The following is a 17,301-nucleotide window of genomic DNA, read 5'->3' as shown; positions in this document are numbered from 1 at the left end:
CCATACTAAGATGGGATTTTTTATTTTTAAGGAATATTATTTGGCTTTGACTTGGTAGCAATCCGCAAGTTTAAACTCAACCGAACCACCGTTTAATTTTGCCAGGCTAATATCTGCCGGTGTTTCACCCTCATTGTTATTATTATAAACTTTTTGAAAACTCGCATAGGTATTGGCCCATTGTACCCCATCACCTGCCGAATTCAGGAAAGTTACACGCCCATTCTGGCCGACATTAGTATCCAACACATTAGACAAATTGAGCAGTGCACCACCGATCACAATCGAATCCCTAGAATCCGGTGACGACTGGATGCGTGAGTCTACCCCTACCAATGCGCCATTGATATTACCAAACTTTTCATTGGCCAAAATCAGGCGCATGGAAACCGCTTTATCAGCGACAAATGCACGTCCCAAAGTCCCGAGGCGGTATTGTTGTATGTCTTGATGATCTAAGAGCGTATCTGCCAACACATCACCCTTACAGCCATTCACCGGATCAGTCGCGAAATTATTAGAGGATTGCATATTGGTGCGTACATCACCATTACTGTCAATTACAATTCCTAAAGTAATTGGGCTGACAGTGCTATCTGTAAATTTAAATTCCAGATTGGCATACATTGGGAAGATATATTTCTCCTTATCTCCCACGTTCTGCGCTGTTTTAAAGACCTGACGATCCAGATAACTAATCGGGAAAATCTTATAGAGATCAACGCTTCCCGTATAGTTTTCACCATCGGCCTGCAAACGCCACAACCCCAAGTTGGCTTGATCGGAAGTATCCAGCGATTTTTTGTCAGTCACCACCTTATAGAAAGCTTCTTTACCCGCGATCACATAATCATTCAATAATCTGCCTTGATACAACTCAAGCTGAGTCGCATTATTTGCGACATTCAGGCGGTAAGGCGTGTTAATGGTTTTACTGGTTGGATGAATCCATGAACTTTGTGGATCAGCGGTCATTTGTACCGGTTTCACCTTACGGATGAGTTCAGCATTAACTCCCCCTAAGGAGGATAAATTTTCTTTCGCCACTTTTGACTGAGTATCACGCCATTGCAGGCCACTGCCAAAGGTATAGCCCTGGCGATCGGTAATCAGCATAAAATGGCCAAATAAATATTTAGTATTCTTATTCTTAATATCACAAGGGCTTTGATTACAACCCACCAGTCCATCTGAACCCGTCAGGTTACTTCCAATCACGCCGGATGTTGAAAATAATGAAAATTCTGGCTGATACACAGCTGCGTTGGCAATCGTCACCAGTTTTTTGACTGTGGTAAAAGCAACCTCATCCGAAATTGTGCTGATATCAACAAAATCTTTGATTTTAGTCGCCAAATCAGTATCAGTCAGACTAATATTTCCACTGATTTTAGCCAAATTTTTGCGCATGTCTTCAGTAATATATAAAGGTTGCACATCAGATGGATTAACAATACTTCCCTTTTGTAGTGCCAAAGCTTGCAGAATTTTAACCAGACGCATGGCCACCTGAACGGTAGGATCACCAGGCTCCAAGTTACTTACCCGACGTCCGCTAATCCCACTCGCAATATCAATCACACTTAAACGTGGCAGCTGAGTCTGGGCACTAAAACTGGCATAATCACTGAGTTTTATTTGACCTAAATTAATCTTATTCGAACCAAAACTTTGAATAGAAAACTCAATATTATCGGTCTTTTGGCAGGTTCCAGAAGCTACCCCATTTTTACTATCAAATAACGTAATAAAGGTATTTTCTGTATCGCTACTACAGTTAAAGTTCAAACCATCGAGCGGATATTCCAGCCCCCATTCCACACAGTTAGTTGTACCTGGGGTACAAGTACCATTGGTCGTGGCTTCATCATTTTTTTCTGGAATGACATTGGCACTTTCCCCACCACACCCACTCAGTGCCGTTAAAAGTGTGGTTAAAGCAAATGGAAATAATATTTTATTTTTCATCTTTTTGTACTCGAATAGTCCTTATCGAATGGCGACTAATTTTAGTTGTCCATGATTTGTCAGCATCTTGTCTTCAACATCTATTGCTGAGGCCAAAGGCGTCAATAATATATATTCACTTTGAGCAGGAATCTGGAGAACCCCTTCGATACGCTCATGTTGAATAATATTCGCCTGGCCTTCCTGATTTTTAAAACCGCCCGCTCCTTCAAGCACACAGCCGCGACTGTCTAAAAACACAACAAAAGGCCAATAATACGTTGGATTTTTCTGGCTAGAAGCATAAGAGTTGATCTGAATATTCTGGATATCGGATTGAAGCTTTACCACTTCAAAATCAAATTCGTCTGCTTTAAGAGGTGCGCGAGGCCACAGGTTAACTGCTTTTTTAAGGCTGATTTCTTTCGCTTTTTTAATTTTCTTATCATTAAAACACTGCTTGCCCAAGCTATCGATGGTCTCCGACTGTGAAATACGATAATAACTTTGAGCCAGTACTACAGGACCAGAATCTACTTCTGGCGTTTGAAACAAGGATTTTAATACGGATTGTCCCACCCCTTTTTCACGTTCAATTGTCTGGATCCGGGTAGTTCCAATATTTTTATCTACTACTCCTTCGGGCATGCTATAGAAACGTTTTTTGCCTTCCAAATTAAATTCTTTATTTTCCAGATACTCACTATCCACATATTCAATGCCTTCAACTTGGCTAAATCCCGGCTTTTGTATGGTAGCAACAGAAGATCCAACTCCAGCATCAGGAGTTTGAATAGTTTGAGATCCAAGTATTAATTGTGGTTTAGACTGAATCTTTTCTTGCGCAATATGCGGTTGTACTGGTTGTACTGGTTGTACTGGTTGTACTGGTTGTACTGGTTGTACTGGTTGTACTGGTTGTACTGGTTGTACTGGTTGTACTGGTTGTACTGGTTGTACTGGTTGTACAACCATATTATGGTCATGCTTAGGTTTGACTTGTCCATTTTTTACGACGGACACTTTTTCTAAGTTTTGTCTTACAGTTACAGGCTGAACTATTGCAGCTTCTACTTTTTTCAACAATCGAGATTTGTCTTCAGTTTTTTTCTCTGCATTATTACGGGGTACGACTAATGGTCGGCTATCTGGACCAATAATCGTAATAAATTCTTTAGCGCTTGTATAAAAAGACACGGATACCAGATTTAATGCCAGTACCGCTGTCAATCCAACGTTCCTTGTCTTGATCATTTTTCCCTTACCAACGCGTGCGATAGTTCAAACCTAAAATTGTAATTTTGGTATCTGTTTTTACGTTTAAACCTGCATATGGGTTTAATAACAGGTTATTTACCCCTGTCTGGTTGGCTAAACTACTGGTATTTGCTGGAATCTGATCTTTGCTACGCAAGAAACCAATTGATAGATCCAGATCAGTGTCTGCATCAAAACGGTAACCCACACCTAAACCAAATAACTGTGCACCATTGATCGGTACCATGGTATTACGCTTATTTTTTGGAATAGCACTGGTCCGTGGTTCATAACCTGCCCGAAGCTTCAAACGGTCTGTAGCGGAATACTCCATCCCGATACCAAAGTTCCACGGCGATTCAAATCCCATCGGTAAAGCCAAGGTTGAGTCAGTAACATTGGCAGACAAAATTTTGGCAATTTTTAGGGCTGAAATGGTACGATCAAATTCGAATTTAAATTCGTCCCAGACCTTGTAATCTGTCCAGCCAATATCAAAATTCACTTGCAAATCTGGCATCACTTTATATTTGATACCTGCCTGAAAATGCGCCGGATATTCAAAATCCTGCGACACCAGACCAGATTCACTCGATGGTATGTAATTAGGAAATCCAAGAATTGCAGCCAGAATCTGGCCGGTCGGTGAGGTCATTAAACCTTTAATCATTTCCTGAGGAGCTTTGGCATTATCAATATGATATTTACCTTTTAAGCGCATTTTTGCAGCACTTTGGTACACCATACCAAAACTAAAGTCTTCGCGCGGTTCCCACAATATTCCCAGGTTATAACTTGGGCTTAAGTTCTGCTCAAGCTCCAGTTGCATTTGACCAAACTTGCCAAATGGGTTCATCCCCTCATCCGCATTACAGATCCCGAGCAAAAGAATATCTGTAATAATGTCGGAATTTTCTTTAAACGGCGTACACACGACTTCGTCGATCATACGCAACATCCCAATCAACTCATTCGGGAAACGCAAGTCCGTTTTCATCCCGATGGCTTGATAAGACATCCCGATAGAAGCACCAATCGACAGTTGGTCATTGACCTCATAACCGATGGATGGTGACAGATAGGTAATCCGCTCTAAAGCAACCTGCTGTCCCATAAAGTTTGCCGGGTTCCCATCTTCATGACCAAAACCTGCCATGAGAGGAGCATAAACAGCAGTCGCATAAGTGGCTTTCGATCCAGGGGGATTGTATGCGATCCCCATCGTGGGTGCAGTCAAAGGAAGACCTTCGCCTAAATCCACCATTTTTTTCAGAAAAGGAACATACAGGCTGACATATTCCACATCGCCTTTGACTGGGCCTTTAAAATCGGTACACAAATCAGATGAAACTTCAGGACCGTCATTACAGACAATAGGATCATCAGAATAGCCAAATACGTTATATCCGGCCGGTACTGAAAACTCACGCTGGATATCAAAATTAGCCACAATGATTTGCTGTTCGGTTTGCAGACCATCAATTTTAGTCAGTGCAGCCGGGTTAAAGTGGATGGCATTGACCCCTGGAGGATCTGCGGTGACGGCATTCCCCATGGATAGTGCACGTAAATCAACTGAAAGGTTGGTTCCCAATTGTGCAAAGGTATAACTTGAACAGCCCGCAAGAATAATTCCTGTTAATAACGGGCTAAGTCGAATGTTTTTCATACGACACCCCTATTAACTAATTTTTTTACCAAAACCTAAAATATCAAGTGGGAATGACAGTCCCAACGAAACATCCGGTGCATCTTCGGTCAGCCCTAGGCCAACGGTACCATTAACAATTGTTTCTGGAGAAACTCGCACCCCTAAGGAAATTGCAAAGGTAGAACTGGTCTGATCTGCAGCAGAATAACTTTCACCAGTGTTATAGTTAAATTCCGCACCAGTATTAAAGCTTTGCTGATAGGACATGGTCATCGAAACATCATAGTTAAATGAATATGCGAAACCAAAGGCAAAGCCTCCACTAACACCAGGTTCAAACTCCTCAATAATCCGGCTACCTCGACGCTGATTCAGGCCCGATTCTTTAAAACCATAGTTCGCAGAAACCGATGCAAACAATACAACTGGGTCAATGTATTTACGTGTACTAGCACCCACTCCAGCAGAGTAATAGCCCTTTCCTGCTGCCAGATCTGTCGCGGCATTAATTTCATAAGGGCTATCACCGGTTTTAGTTGATAAATTACCAAATAAAATCAGAGGCAGACGACCTGCTTTTAGTGGGAAGGGCTCCCAGCGAGCACCCAGACTAATATCACCCAAGCCTGCCGTAGACGTATCTTTTAACAAGTCAGTTTTGGCCACTAAAGGTAGGGATGCAGTCAAGGTCAGGTTATCTTTCACGCCATATTGGAAAGTGAAAGTATTAGTCATACTATGTGTTGCATTTTCTTGAACACGTAGTTGATACAATTGGCCCTGTGCCATTTCTATATCAAGTTGGGTGTCTCGATAATAGGTATAATCAATATCGTAATATGATGAAATTTCGCCTTGTTTTATCAGAGAGTATTGGCGTTCATTTGACGTAAACACTTCTTCCAGGTTAGCTGCTTGAGTAGCATCTCCTTCTTGTTGCTGTAAAGCTTGAGATGCATCTACTACTTGGTTAGCCTGAGTCTCTACAGGTGCTGCTGTTTCCACGACAGCCTCTTCAACCGCTTCATATTCACCTAGTTCTGACTCTTCTGCAGCCTGCGTTTCGACTTGCCTAGTTTGATCGGGTACAGATGCAGCAGTTTCAACGACAACTTCTTCATCAACTGTTTCGTATTCACCTAGTGCTGGTTCTTCTGCAGCAAATGCAACGCCCATTACCATTTGAATGCTCAGTGCCAAGAACGTCTTGTTCATCCATTTACTGTTCATATCCATTTCACCATTTTAATTTTTATTACTGTTTTTCATTTTATTTATTCTTGTAATACAGTCTCAGGAAGTTATGTTGATATTCCCCAAATTTTTCTGACTCTGTATTACGATTACGGTCCATACGGATCGTAGAAGCTTTATCAGCAATTTTGTCCATATAAAATTGTGGATACTGCATGTCAACCAAGGCATAGCGATTGATCGTAGCATCTTCTACATGACGCATATCTGATTCTTTTAATGCTAGAAATTTTTTGCGATATTGTTCAGGTACATTAATCAGGAACAAAGTGTTATTTTCCCAAATATCCTGAAAACGCCGTTCCTCAAAACTGATATTACCAAGTGCTGGATCTGCAACATAAACCCGGCCATTTTTATAACCTTTATAAACTACAAAATGCTTAAATCCTGCATAGGAAATCGGAACAATGGCGGGCTGATCTTGATTAACTAAATCTTTGAACTCCCCTCGATAGCCTCCACTTTCCAACCCTAAGGCTGACACAAAGCGCTTCATATCAAGCAGAGAAAAACTACGGCGTTCAACAATTTTATCCGTTTCACCGAATTTCATCAGCCCACTCATGACTTGCTGCTCATCCAGCTGCGTACCGACATAACCATTGAGCAGGGTCGTAAGCGCTGCCGAACCACAACTATAATCATAAGCCTGACGTACAATGCCCTGAAACTGATCCAGAAGTGCCGGTTTTACTTCTACAGCTTCACGGTGCATACGTACAAAAGAGTCATTTCTTGAATCAAGAACTTCAGTATAGTGAACAGCACCATTTGGCTGTTTTTTGATATCCAGAGCTTCTTTGGCAGCGTAATACATCAATGCCGAGCCCAACGCGATCTCTAACATAATTATTAACTTTTCTTATAATGGGCATGATGCGCCTATTTTTCTTTTTATAGAGCATTCACTCTACTTCCCTGTAACTAGAAAGATACCTTCTTTTTCAAAAAAATACAGCATTTTTTTTATTTTTTGGATAAATGATTTAGTCATAAAAAAAACGCGTGTAAACACGCGCTTTTTTTAAATGAAGATTAGTGACCTGAAATAGTAATAACTGCGCCTGGATGGTATGTACCTTGCGCTGGACTATAATAAGTCTGCATTCCTTGAACTTCCATATCACCAATTGATGCAGCATCACGGCTACCTAAATGAATACCTTTCACATAGTTATCATGCGCACCACTTGTACTGACAATACGAATAAAACCTTTATTTACAGTTGACTCACCAAATACACTAATATTTTGATTTAAAGTTAAATTTTTAGAATTAGCATCTGTAAGCTTGATACTGTCGATAAAGATTTCACCGGGACCATCCGTTGTTACACCTGCAGCAATTGTTGCACCATCTGTTGAATTATCAAGAATACCCAAATCGTTGATTGTTAAACCACCAATCATTGTCGCATTCAACTTGATCATCGCGCCTTGAGGTGCTGCACCCAATTGAATGTTTGCAGACATAGGACCTGTTTTAAGAGATAAGCCAGACAAAATGTCATTAACCTTGCCTTGACCACCACGACGAATAGTATTTGCATTAGCAGCTGGTTCAGCACCACTTGATACAACACCAATTTTACCAATACTGATGTCTAAGCCTGAAACTTCAGCTGCAATGTTAATGAACGGATCACCACCATTTGCATCTGAATCAATTTTTAAATCCATAAGGTTGCGCGAAGCTAGTAAGTAAGCCCCATTGTCATCATAGTTTGCACCAACAACAACACCATGGTTTTCATTCTTATGACCTACTTCACCATTACCATAGATTACGATTGCAGCAGCCCCACCTGTACCACCTAAGCTGACATCTTTTGCAACAGGGTCATATGAAGCGGTTCGTGTATTGATATTTACTACCGCTCCACCTTGATTCGTTGCCAATGTACCAGTTTTATATACAACACCACTTGCATCTGATAATAAACCAGTTGACTTCATTGTAGAACCAGAAGATAAACCATCATTGTCATGAATAAATAGTTTTTCAATTTCAATTTTTGAAATACCGATACCAATACTAATACCGTCTTGACCCGTTGTTTCGCTTAGAGATGCATCATCCATTGCTTGCATCGCCATCGCATTGGCACTAAATGCAACTGAAGTCGCTAAAACTAATTTTGTAAATTTTTTCATTGTTTACTCTCCCAAGAGTACTATTTTTTTTGGTTGTGAATTACTCAGTGTTTAGGCTGTATTTTTTATTTTCTGACAGCTTAAGCATCTTTCCTTGAGTAATTTGCTAGCCCACTTAAATTAGCGTCGAGTCAGTTTTTGATCAACTGTTGTTGGTCGCAATCTGTCGCTTACCGATAAACGGTATTTCATGATTTAAAAATATTTTCCTGACTTCTTGATATAAAATAGTGAGTCATATTGAACTCTCCATAACTGAATGACCGAAACTCTCTATCATCGTCCCTTAAAGTTTGAATCACGTCTGGTTACAGATCTATTATCCGCATTGAAGACATTAGATCATCTGGTGTATTTAAATAATAATGGTCAGCCTTTTATTGCCTGCTGCGCTCAAGAATATTTTGTTGCGCAGACATCACAAATTCAGTCTTTTAAAAGAACAGGGATTGAACAATATCAACCCAGCCCATCTGAATTTAATTTAGCAATCGATGCATTAAAAAATCTTCAAAAGAATGGATTTCATGGAGGTTATGTTGGTTTTATCAGCTATGATTATGCGGCTCAACAATATATTCATTATCCAGATCGTACTCAACCTGGTTTATTTATTGGTCAATTTTCTTCCTACATTAAACCAACCCCTGATGGCTGGATGTTCTATAGTGATGATCCACAGGCAGAACAGATTTTCAATCATATTCAGAACTTACTTAACCAAGATAAAATTCACCCGACATTTCATTTAAACAATCCTTGTAGCTCACGCTGGACCAAATCTGTCTATACTCAGGCTTTTCAGAAAATTCAGGACTATATTGTTGCAGGTGACTGCTATCAGATTAATCTGACCCAAGAATTTAAAGGTCGTGCCCAAGGCTCCCTCTTAGCGACTGCCCAAGCATTCTGGACATTAACCGAAGCGCCCTATGCGGGTTATCTGCGTATTGGTGATTTTGAATTACTCAGCTGCTCACCCGAGTTATTTATTGACTTCGAAAAAAATCGGAAAATTATCACCAAACCAATTAAAGGCACCATGCCACGCTATAGCGATCCAGTGCTGGATGAACAATCTAAACACACCTTAAAAGCATCGGAAAAAGATCAGGCAGAAAATGTCATGATTGTGGATTTATTACGTAATGATTTAAGTGTTTATGCGGAAACAGGCTCGGTTAAAACACCTAAATTATTTAATATCGAAAGTTTTAATCAAGTGCATCATATGGTGAGCGAAGTAGAAGCGACCTTAAAAGCAGATGTGAATCCTTTCGAGGTGTTAATGTCAGCCCTACCAGGTGGCTCAATTACGGGCGCACCTAAAATTCGTGCCATGCAGATTATTGCTGAATTGGAAGGTGCAGCACGTGGGGCTTATTGTGGATCAATGGGTTATTTTAATTTTGATGGTACCGGTTCCTGGAACATCCTGATTCGTTCCATCCAAAAATATCAGGAAGATGTTTCTTTATGGGCGGGTGGTGGTATTACCATTTCTTCGGATTGTGATGCGGAATACCAAGAATGTTTTGATAAAATTTCAGCAATGCTGGATCTGTTAAATACGTGGTATCAGCCTGAATAAATAAAAAAGCGAATCATTTGATTCGCTTTTTTAATCCCTTCTAGCCTCCCTTTAAAAAGAGAGGAAAAATTCCCTCTTTATGAAAGAGGGGTTTTGAGAGATTAAACTAAAATCTCGTTTTTTAATGTATCCACTAAACGCTGATTTTGCTCATCTGTACCAATAGTAATTCTTAAAAACTGGTTAATACGTGGCTTGTTAAAATAACGTACGATAATGCCACGTTCACGCAACTCACTTGCAAGTTCGCCTGCATCCTTAAATGGCAATGAGGCAAAAATAAAGTTAGCACTCGATGGTAAAACTTTAAAACCAAGCTCATTTAATTGGGACACCAACTTTTCACGACTCTTAATCACTTTTGCATTTTGTGCTTCAAAGTAGGCTTGATCTTCAAATGAAGCTACCGCTGCAGCAATCGCAAAACGGTCCATCGGATAAGAGTTAAAGCTATTTTTGACTGCTTCAAGTGCTGCAATCAAATGTGGCTGAGCAATCGCAAAACCCACTCGCAGACCAGCAAGAGAACGTGACTTCGATGTGGTTTGACATACCACTAAATTTTCATATTTCTCAACCAGCTTGACTGCTGATTCTGCACCGAAGTCGACATAGGCTTCATCAATCACCACCACTGAATCCGGATTGGCTTGCAAAATTTCTCCAATCGCAGCCAAACCTAGATCAATACTGGTCGGCGCATTAGGATTAGTAATAATAATGCCGCCATTAGCTTGTTTATAGTCATCTACAACAATTTCAAAGTTATCATTGAGTGGCAAGATTTTGGTTTTGACGCCAAAAAACTGACTATAAACTGGATAGAAACTATAGGTAATATCTGGATAAAGTACAGGTTTTTCTTGAACAAAAAATGCTTTAAAGATATGCGCCAAGACTTCATCTGAGCCATTGCCAACAAATACGGTTTCAACAGGTACATTTTGTTGTTTAGCGATCGCCTGTTTCAACTCTGATGCATCAGGGTCTGGATACAAACGCAAAACATCCGCCGAATTCGCAAGTACCTTTTGAACCGCTTCTACCACTTTGGGTGAAGGTGGATACGGATTTTCATTGGTATTAAGTTTTAAAATATTCTGGATTTTTGGTTGTTCGCCTGGAGTATACGGTTTTAATTCACGTACTTCAGGACTCCAAAAACGCATTTGTTCTGTTGTGATATTCATTTTGTATTCTCTTTAAACCCTCTCCTAACCTCTCCAAAGGGAGAGGAATTTTCATTACTAAAGACACAAGATTTTTGTGGTTTAAATTCTCCTCTCCTTTTAGGAGAGGGTCAGTGAGAGGTTGTAATGCTATTTATGATTGATAACGATAACGTGCTGAACGCGCATGTGCATCCAGGTTTTCTTGTTGCGCCAAGATATCCGCGGTTTTTGCTAAAGTTTTTACACCTTCTTGTGAGCACATGATCAGGCTTGAGCGCTTCTGGAAATCATAGACACCAAGTGGCGATGAAAAACGCGCAGTACCTGAAGTTGGCAAGACGTGGTTTGGACCGGCACAGTAATCACCAATGGCTTCAGGCGTATAACGACCCATAAAGATTGCACCTGCGTGACGAATGCTATCAGACATTGCTTCTGCATCATCTAAACATAACATCAAATGCTCAGGCGCCACCTGATTAATCAAATCCGATGCTTCTTGGCGGTCTTTCACCAAGACCAAAGCACCACGATTGGCAATCGAGGTACGGGCAATTTCTGCCTTTGGCAAGGTTGCCAGATGCATTTCAATCGCCTGCTCAACATCATTCAGCAACTGTTCATCTGGTGTAATGAAAATGGCCTGTGCCACAGTGTCATGCTCAGCTTGCGAAAGTAAATCCATCGCCAGCCATTCAGCATTATTTTGGCCTTCGGCATAGACCAGAATTTCAGAAGGTCCTGCAATCATGTCGATACCGACCTGACCGAACACCGCACGTTTTGCCGCAGCCACAAAACGGTTCCCCGGACCTGTGATTTTATCGACTGATGGAATGGTTTCTGTACCATAAGCCAATGCCGCAACCGCTTGCGCACCACCAATTGTAAAGACACGCGTTACGCCTGCCAGATATGCAGCCGCCAATACCAATGGATTTAAATCACCATTCGGTGCAGGTACCACCATAATAATTTCCGGCACTCCTGCGACATGTGCAGGCACCGCATTCATCAATACTGAAGATGGATAAGATGCCAGACCACCCGGTACATAAATCCCGACACGATCCAGTGGGGTCACTTTCTGACCGAGCGTATTCCCCAAAGCATCGACATAGGTCCAGCCGTCCTGTTTTTGTGCCTGGTGAAATTCACGCACGCGTGATGCAGCAAGTTCTAAGGCTTCGCGCACTTCAGTTGTTAGACCCTCGAAGGCAGCTTTTAGTTGCTCTTGGCTTAACTCTAAATCTGAAAATTGATGCGCCGGATGTCGATCGAACTGTTGAGTGAGTTTAAGAACTTGAGCATCACCATGCTGACGAACATCAGCAATAATTTGATCTACGGTTTTTAAAAGTTCAGGATCATTAACAGTTTCAAAAGCCAACAAGTCAGCAAATGCTTGCTTGAAGTTTTGATCTTGGGTCGATAAACGTCGCATCAATTTACCCATCAGGTTTGAATTCGAAGGCTTTAGTTTACCTGTTTTCCAGACTTTTGTCGGCAGCTATAGTGCTCTAGCCCTATGAGTTTTATTGGAAATAGCTTTTGGTAAAATTGATGAAAGAATTTACATCATATTTATGTTCAATCGAATAAAAAAACCGCCCTAAGAGGACGGTTTTTTTATGCAACAAATTTAGGCCTGTTTGGCCTTTTCACGTTCTTCCACGGCTTTTTCAAGCTGTGCCAGAATCGGATTTAACAACGCTTGCTTACGCTTAAAGCTGGCTTTATTCACGATTAAACGCGAAGACACTTTACAGATTTCTTCAAGTGGCTCTAAACCATTGGCACGCAAAGTATTGCCTGTATCTACGACATCGACAATGTAATCGCCCAGACCGACCAGTGGTGCAAGTTCCATGGAGCCATACAGCTTGATCACATCAACCTGCTCGCCAAGGCTGGCATAGTATTGACGGGTCAAATTCACGTACTTGGTCGCAATTTTTAAACGACCTTTAGGACGTTGCATCCCCACCTTACCGGCGGTCATCAATTTACATACCGCAATTTTCAGGTCCAATGGTTCATAGACGTTTTGCGCGCCATGTTCCATCAATACATCTTTACCGGCCACACCAATATCGGCTGCACCATTTTCAACATAAGTCGGTACATCTGAAGCACGTAAAATTAAGATACGAACCTGTTTATGCGTGGTCGGGAAAATCAATTTACGAGATTTATCAGGATCTTCTAAAAGGTTAATCCCTGCTGTTTCTAGCAAAGGTAAAGTCTCTTTTAAGATACGCCCCTTACTTAATGCCAAAGTTAAACCATGATCAAAATTGCCCATTACGTCAAAGTTTGGATCATCGTTTCTCATATCGCTCATTAATTTACTCGCTTAATTTGGGCACCTAAACTTTGTAACTTTGCTTCTACATCTTCATAACCGCGGTCAATATGATAAATACGGTCAATCAGCGTTTCACCTTCAGCGGCAAGTGCTGCCAGCACCAAAGAGAACGAAGCACGTAAATCTGTTGCCATTACGGGTGCAGCAGAAAGTTTTTCTACACCAGTTACCACAGCATCATTACCTTCAACCTGAATATTGGCGCCCATACGTGCCAATTCAGGAACATGCATGAAACGGTTTTCAAAAATCGTTTCAGAAATTGTCGCAAAGCCTTGAGCAATGGCATTCACAGCCATAATCTGGGCTTGCATATCGGTTGGAAATTCTGGATGTGGTAAGGTTTGGAAGCTGACAGCTTTCGGACGTTTACCCAGCATATCCAGTTCAATCCAGTCGTCACCACGGGTCACTTCTGCGCCCATTTCTTCAAACTTGTCCAGCACCGCTTCCATCAGGGATGGATCAGTATGCGTGGTTTTGATACGACCGCCAGTGATCGCTGCTGCTGCCAGATATGAACCGGTTTCAATCCGGTCAGCAACAACCGCATATTCACAGCCATGCAGACGTTCGACACCGGTCACAATTAAAGTATCGGTATCTAGACCTTCAATCTTGGCACCCATCTTGATCAGCATTTGCGCAAGATCAGTGATCTCAGGTTCACGTGCTGCATTGCGAATCGTGGTCACACCATCGGCCAACACGGCAGCCATCAGAATATTTTCTGTTCCACCTACAGTCACCATATCAAAAACGACTTCGCCACCTTTCAGGCGACCATCGACTTTGGCATGTACATAACCAGCTTCGACTTCAATCTCGGCACCTAAAGCTTCTAAAGCTTTCAAATGCTGATCGACAGGACGGGAGCCAATCGCACAACCGCCTGGTAAAGACACTTTTGCACTGCCATAGCGCGCCAATAATGGACCAAGCACCAAAATAGAAGCACGCATAGTTTTTACGAGCTCATACGGTGCGAACTGGTTATCTAATGTAGACGTATCAGCAACAACCGTATCGCCTTCATAAGTCATGGTGATCCCAAGACCAGCAATCAGCTTCACCAACGTATTGACATCTTTTAGATTAGGAACATTTCTGAGCGTAATCGGGGTATCAGCCAGAATCATTGCTGCCAATAATGGAAGTGCTGCATTCTTTGCACCAGAAATGCGCACTTCACCTTCGAGCTTGATACCGCCCTGAATTAAAAATTTATCCATTAAATGATTAAGCTCCAAATAAGCTTGCTTTGCGCCATTCTTCTTTTGTCATCGCGCGAATCGTTACTGCGTGAACTGCACCACTGGCAATATGGGCATTGAGAGGAGCATAAACAGCTTGTTGGCGTGCAACTGGACGCTTACCTTCAAATTGATCATCCACAATACGGAGATCGAATTTTCCGCCCTGACCACTCACAGCAACATCCGCCTCGGGAAAAGCGGCTTTTAAAATTTCAGTGAGCTGTTCATTATTCATCACAAGACCTCTTATAGGACTAAGGGTGTAAAACGAGCCATTTTACTATAAATAGCAAAAATAATTCATGGATCCATACATTATATATATAAAAAAAAGAGGCTTTTAAAACCTCTTTTTTATCATTTGTCCTTTATAAGGCCAAAGCATGCTGCTGTAAATGCATTTCCCGATAGCGGTCAATCTGTCGTTTTAATTTTTCCGTCAAAATTTTAATTGAGGTATACATATCATCAGCAGTGGCGTGGGCAAAAAACTCGATTCCCGGTAATCTGATAATCGCCTCTGCGATATGATTACTGCTGCCCTTCCGAGAGCGTTTATCAATTTGATGATCTTTAGAGAGTTTCACTTGCATACTATTTACCTGATCCAGGTGTTTAGTCATTTGTGAAAACTTGGTTTTTATACGTTCTTCAATTGCTGGCGTAATCGATAAATGATGTCCACGAATTGTTATTTGCATAGTTCTATCCCTCACCTTCGTTAGGATTAGAAGAGTCACAATATAAAATAATTTAAATACAGTAACTTATAAATAAAAAATTCGTATTTGAAGTACTGGATTAAACCATTTCACTGTTCCTCAAAAGAAAAAAGATTCATTATGCTGTCATAATGAATCTTTAGAATAGCCAGATTTTAAATTTCAGATCAAGACTTTTCGTTCAGAAGATGAAGGAATATGTAACGATTCACGATATTTCGCCACCGTACGTCGTGCCACATCAATCCCTTCTTCTTTCAACATATTGGCAATAGTATTGTCAGATAAAGGTTTACGGGCATTTTCCTCAGCAATCAGTTTCTTGATTTTGGCACGAATGGCGGTAGAGGATGCTTCTCCTCCAGAAGTTGTACCAACATGGCTCGAGAAGAAATATTTCAGTTCAAATAGACCACGCGGGGTCAGCATATATTTATTGGTGGTGACACGCGAAACTGTCGACTCGTGCAATTCGACTTCTTCAGCAATATCTCTTAAAACAAGAGGTTTCATGCCTTCCGCACCAATTTCCAGAAACATTTTCTGATGTTCCACTATACAGGTCGCGACTTTCAATAAGGTTTTATGTCGCTCATCGATACTTTTAATGAAGTTCTTCGCTTCCAGCATCTGATTACGCAGGTACTGATTATCATCGCTTTGATCTGCACGACGAATCATTTTGGCATAAAAAGAATTGACGCGTAACTTTGGCAGCACATCCGAGTTTAAATTGACTTGCCAGCAGTTATTCTTTTTCATCACCACGACATCTGGCACCTGATAATCCGATTCCTTGTTTTCAAATTCCAGACCAGGATGCGGTTTTAATGTTTTTAGCAAATCTACGGCACAGCGCAACTGTTCTGGATTTAAGCCAGTCTGTTTGATCAGCTTAGGAAGCTCATTGGTAATCAACAATTCATAATGTTGCAGAAGTTTGATCGCATCATTTCGGCAAGGGGTTGACGCAGGTAAATTATCAAGTTGAACTAATAGGCATTCTGCCAAGCTTCTAGAACCTACACCTACCGGATCCAAACGCTGGATATGCTTTAATACAACGGCAACCTCATCATCTTCAATTTCTTCTTCAGACCCCATAGAAGAGAGTAAATGTTGTACTGATGCAGTAATTTCACTCAACTCAGCATCTAAAAAACCTTTGTCGTCCAAAGAATCGACTATGCAATAAGCGATTAATTTATCAACCTGTGAAAAATTCAGCAGATTAATTTGTTCTAGCATATATTCTTGCAGGCTCTGATGCCCTTGACGATTATCTTCACGCTCTTCGAACTCGGCTGCCCCCAGACTTGTAGGTTGATGGGTATAAACATCATCCCAATCGGTATCTACAGGTAAGTCATCAGGCAGATGATCGGCATTAAGTTCATTGGTTAGATCGTGATTTTCATTATTTGATTCAATTGTAGATAAGCTTTCAAGGGTAATTTGCTCTTCAACTTTTTCTAATAGAGGATTACTATCAAGTTGCAACTGAACTTCTTGTTCCAATTCCAGACTTGAAAGTTGTAATAGCCGAATTGCTTGCTGTAATTGTGGAGTTAATGACAGCGAGTTCGCAATTTTTATGCCCACTGATAATCTCATTGTTACCCCCTTAATAGAAAATCCCGTTTTATAAGCAATTTTTATGCCGTTTTATTTTTTATAACACAGATTTACTAAAAAACATACAAATTGGATTTTAAATTTCTAGTCTTTCGCGACTAATAATTGTTTAAATACTTAAATTTGCGCATAAAAAAATCCCCCTCTGCCTTAGCGGAGGGGGATTTCGAATAATGAGCTGGCGATGACTTACTCTCACATGGGTAACCCCACACTACCATCAGCGCTAAGAGGTTTCACTTCTGAGTTCGGGAAGGGATCAGGTGGTTCACTCTTGCTATGGTCGCCAGC

General features: G+C 41.0%; 14 protein-coding genes and 1 rRNA gene. 1 reads left to right on the top strand and 14 read right to left on the bottom strand.

Translation table 11 applies throughout. The features are described from left to right. Positions 1-36 precede the first annotated feature (36 nt). From filF to filA, 6 genes are all read right to left on the bottom strand, one after another. Entirely contained in the window at positions 37-1,968 is a 1,932-nt protein-coding gene (gene filF, locus AC1P5O_RS04120; RefSeq protein ID WP_262457624.1) for a putative pilus system protein FilF, read from the bottom strand. Positions 1,969-1,989: 21 nt separating this feature from the next. Next, positions 1,990-3,177: a putative pilus assembly protein FilE gene (gene filE, locus AC1P5O_RS04115; RefSeq protein ID WP_499005723.1), complete on the bottom strand. Its 1,188-nt coding sequence runs from the start codon at positions 3,175-3,177 to the stop codon at positions 1,990-1,992. Positions 3,178-3,208: 31 nt separating this feature from the next. Further along, positions 3,209-4,873: a putative pilus system OmpP1/FadL family transporter FilD gene (filD, locus tag AC1P5O_RS04110; RefSeq protein ID WP_004279160.1), complete on the bottom strand. Its 1,665-nt coding sequence runs from the start codon at positions 4,871-4,873 to the stop codon at positions 3,209-3,211. 12 nt (positions 4,874-4,885) lie between these two features. Beyond that, positions 4,886-6,070, bottom strand: coding sequence for a putative pilus system protein FilC (gene filC, locus AC1P5O_RS04105; RefSeq protein ID WP_499005720.1), 1,185 nt, complete (start codon positions 6,068-6,070; stop codon positions 4,886-4,888). Between the two features lie 55 nt (positions 6,071-6,125). Beyond that, positions 6,126-6,959, bottom strand: coding sequence for a putative pilus system C39 family peptidase FilB (gene filB / locus AC1P5O_RS04100; protein ID WP_168730685.1), 834 nt, complete (start codon positions 6,957-6,959; stop codon positions 6,126-6,128). Positions 6,960-7,147: 188 nt separating this feature from the next. Then, on the bottom strand, positions 7,148-8,266 hold the full coding sequence (gene filA, locus AC1P5O_RS04095) for a putative pilus system protein FilA (protein WP_005262610.1): 1,119 nt from the start codon (positions 8,264-8,266) through the stop codon (positions 7,148-7,150). Positions 8,267-8,525: 259 nt separating this feature from the next. On the opposite strand from filA, the gene AC1P5O_RS04090 reads away from it, so the two are divergent. Further along, the gene (locus tag AC1P5O_RS04090; protein WP_262458953.1) at positions 8,526-9,857 is read left to right on the top strand and encodes an anthranilate synthase component I family protein; all 1,332 of its coding nucleotides are present in this window, start codon (positions 8,526-8,528) and stop codon (positions 9,855-9,857) included. A gap of 101 nt (positions 9,858-9,958) precedes the next feature. Here the strand turns inward: AC1P5O_RS04090 and hisC are convergent, their stop codons facing one another. From hisC to rrf, 8 genes are all read right to left on the bottom strand, one after another. Next, a complete protein-coding gene (gene hisC / locus AC1P5O_RS04085; protein ID WP_004646027.1) occupies positions 9,959-11,047 on the bottom strand; it encodes a histidinol-phosphate transaminase in 1,089 nt (362 codons plus the stop codon). Between the two features lie 133 nt (positions 11,048-11,180). Further along, complete coding sequence (hisD, locus tag AC1P5O_RS04080) at positions 11,181-12,473, bottom strand: histidinol dehydrogenase (protein WP_499005718.1); 1,293 nt, start codon at positions 12,471-12,473, stop codon at positions 11,181-11,183. Positions 12,474-12,671: 198 nt separating this feature from the next. Then, on the bottom strand, positions 12,672-13,373 hold the full coding sequence (gene hisG, locus AC1P5O_RS04075) for an ATP phosphoribosyltransferase (protein WP_004646025.1): 702 nt from the start codon (positions 13,371-13,373) through the stop codon (positions 12,672-12,674). Further along, positions 13,373-14,629, bottom strand: a complete 1,257-nt coding sequence (gene murA, locus AC1P5O_RS04070; protein ID WP_004279150.1) for a UDP-N-acetylglucosamine 1-carboxyvinyltransferase — start codon at positions 14,627-14,629, stop codon at positions 13,373-13,375. Before murA ends, hisG begins: the two co-directional genes overlap by 1 nt. A 7-nt stretch (positions 14,630-14,636) precedes the next feature. Further along, complete coding sequence (gene ibaG / locus AC1P5O_RS04065; RefSeq protein ID WP_004646023.1) at positions 14,637-14,888, bottom strand: BolA family iron metabolism protein IbaG; 252 nt, start codon at positions 14,886-14,888, stop codon at positions 14,637-14,639. A gap of 133 nt (positions 14,889-15,021) precedes the next feature. Continuing rightward, entirely contained in the window at positions 15,022-15,354 is a 333-nt protein-coding gene (gene hpf / locus AC1P5O_RS04060; RefSeq protein WP_004646022.1) for a ribosome hibernation-promoting factor, HPF/YfiA family, read from the bottom strand. 183 nt (positions 15,355-15,537) lie between these two features. Beyond that, positions 15,538-16,989 carry an RNA polymerase factor sigma-54 gene (locus AC1P5O_RS04055; RefSeq protein WP_004646021.1) on the bottom strand — a complete coding sequence of 484 codons (1,452 nt, stop codon included), beginning with the start codon at positions 16,987-16,989 and terminating at the stop codon, positions 15,538-15,540. A gap of 197 nt (positions 16,990-17,186) precedes the next feature. Further along, positions 17,187-17,301: ribosomal RNA gene (gene rrf / locus AC1P5O_RS04050) — 5S ribosomal RNA — on the bottom strand.

The organism is Prolinoborus fasciculus, from assembly GCF_056724605.1.
The sequence above is the reverse complement of the archived record's forward strand: the minus strand, read 5'-3'. Positions and strand labels throughout refer to the sequence as shown.

What these genes read in the sequence shown, in the direction of transcription:
- filB (WP_168730685.1), bottom strand. Translation starts at nt 6,959, where the DNA reads ATGTTAGAGATCGCGTTGGGCTCGGCATTGATGTATTACGCTGCCAAA.
- ibaG (WP_004646023.1), bottom strand. Translation starts at nt 14,888, where the DNA reads ATGAATAATGAACAGCTCACTGAAATTTTAAAAGCCGCTTTTCCCGAG.
- filA (WP_005262610.1), bottom strand. Translation starts at nt 8,266, where the DNA reads ATGAAAAAATTTACAAAATTAGTTTTAGCGACTTCAGTTGCATTTAGT.
- hpf (WP_004646022.1), bottom strand. Translation starts at nt 15,354, where the DNA reads ATGCAAATAACAATTCGTGGACATCATTTATCGATTACGCCAGCAATT.
- filD (WP_004279160.1), bottom strand. Translation starts at nt 4,873, where the DNA reads ATGAAAAACATTCGACTTAGCCCGTTATTAACAGGAATTATTCTTGCG.
- AC1P5O_RS04090 (WP_262458953.1), top strand. Translation starts at nt 8,526, where the DNA reads ATGACCGAAACTCTCTATCATCGTCCCTTAAAGTTTGAATCACGTCTG.
- filF (WP_262457624.1), bottom strand. Translation starts at nt 1,968, where the DNA reads ATGAAAAATAAAATATTATTTCCATTTGCTTTAACCACACTTTTAACG.
- hisC (WP_004646027.1), bottom strand. Translation starts at nt 11,047, where the DNA reads ATGAATATCACAACAGAACAAATGCGTTTTTGGAGTCCTGAAGTACGT.
- murA (WP_004279150.1), bottom strand. Translation starts at nt 14,629, where the DNA reads ATGGATAAATTTTTAATTCAGGGCGGTATCAAGCTCGAAGGTGAAGTG.
- hisD (WP_499005718.1), bottom strand. Translation starts at nt 12,473, where the DNA reads ATGCGACGTTTATCGACCCAAGATCAAAACTTCAAGCAAGCATTTGCT.
- hisG (WP_004646025.1), bottom strand. Translation starts at nt 13,373, where the DNA reads ATGAGCGATATGAGAAACGATGATCCAAACTTTGACGTAATGGGCAAT.
- AC1P5O_RS04055 (WP_004646021.1), bottom strand. Translation starts at nt 16,989, where the DNA reads ATGAGATTATCAGTGGGCATAAAAATTGCGAACTCGCTGTCATTAACT.
- filC (WP_499005720.1), bottom strand. Translation starts at nt 6,070, where the DNA reads ATGAACAAGACGTTCTTGGCACTGAGCATTCAAATGGTAATGGGCGTT.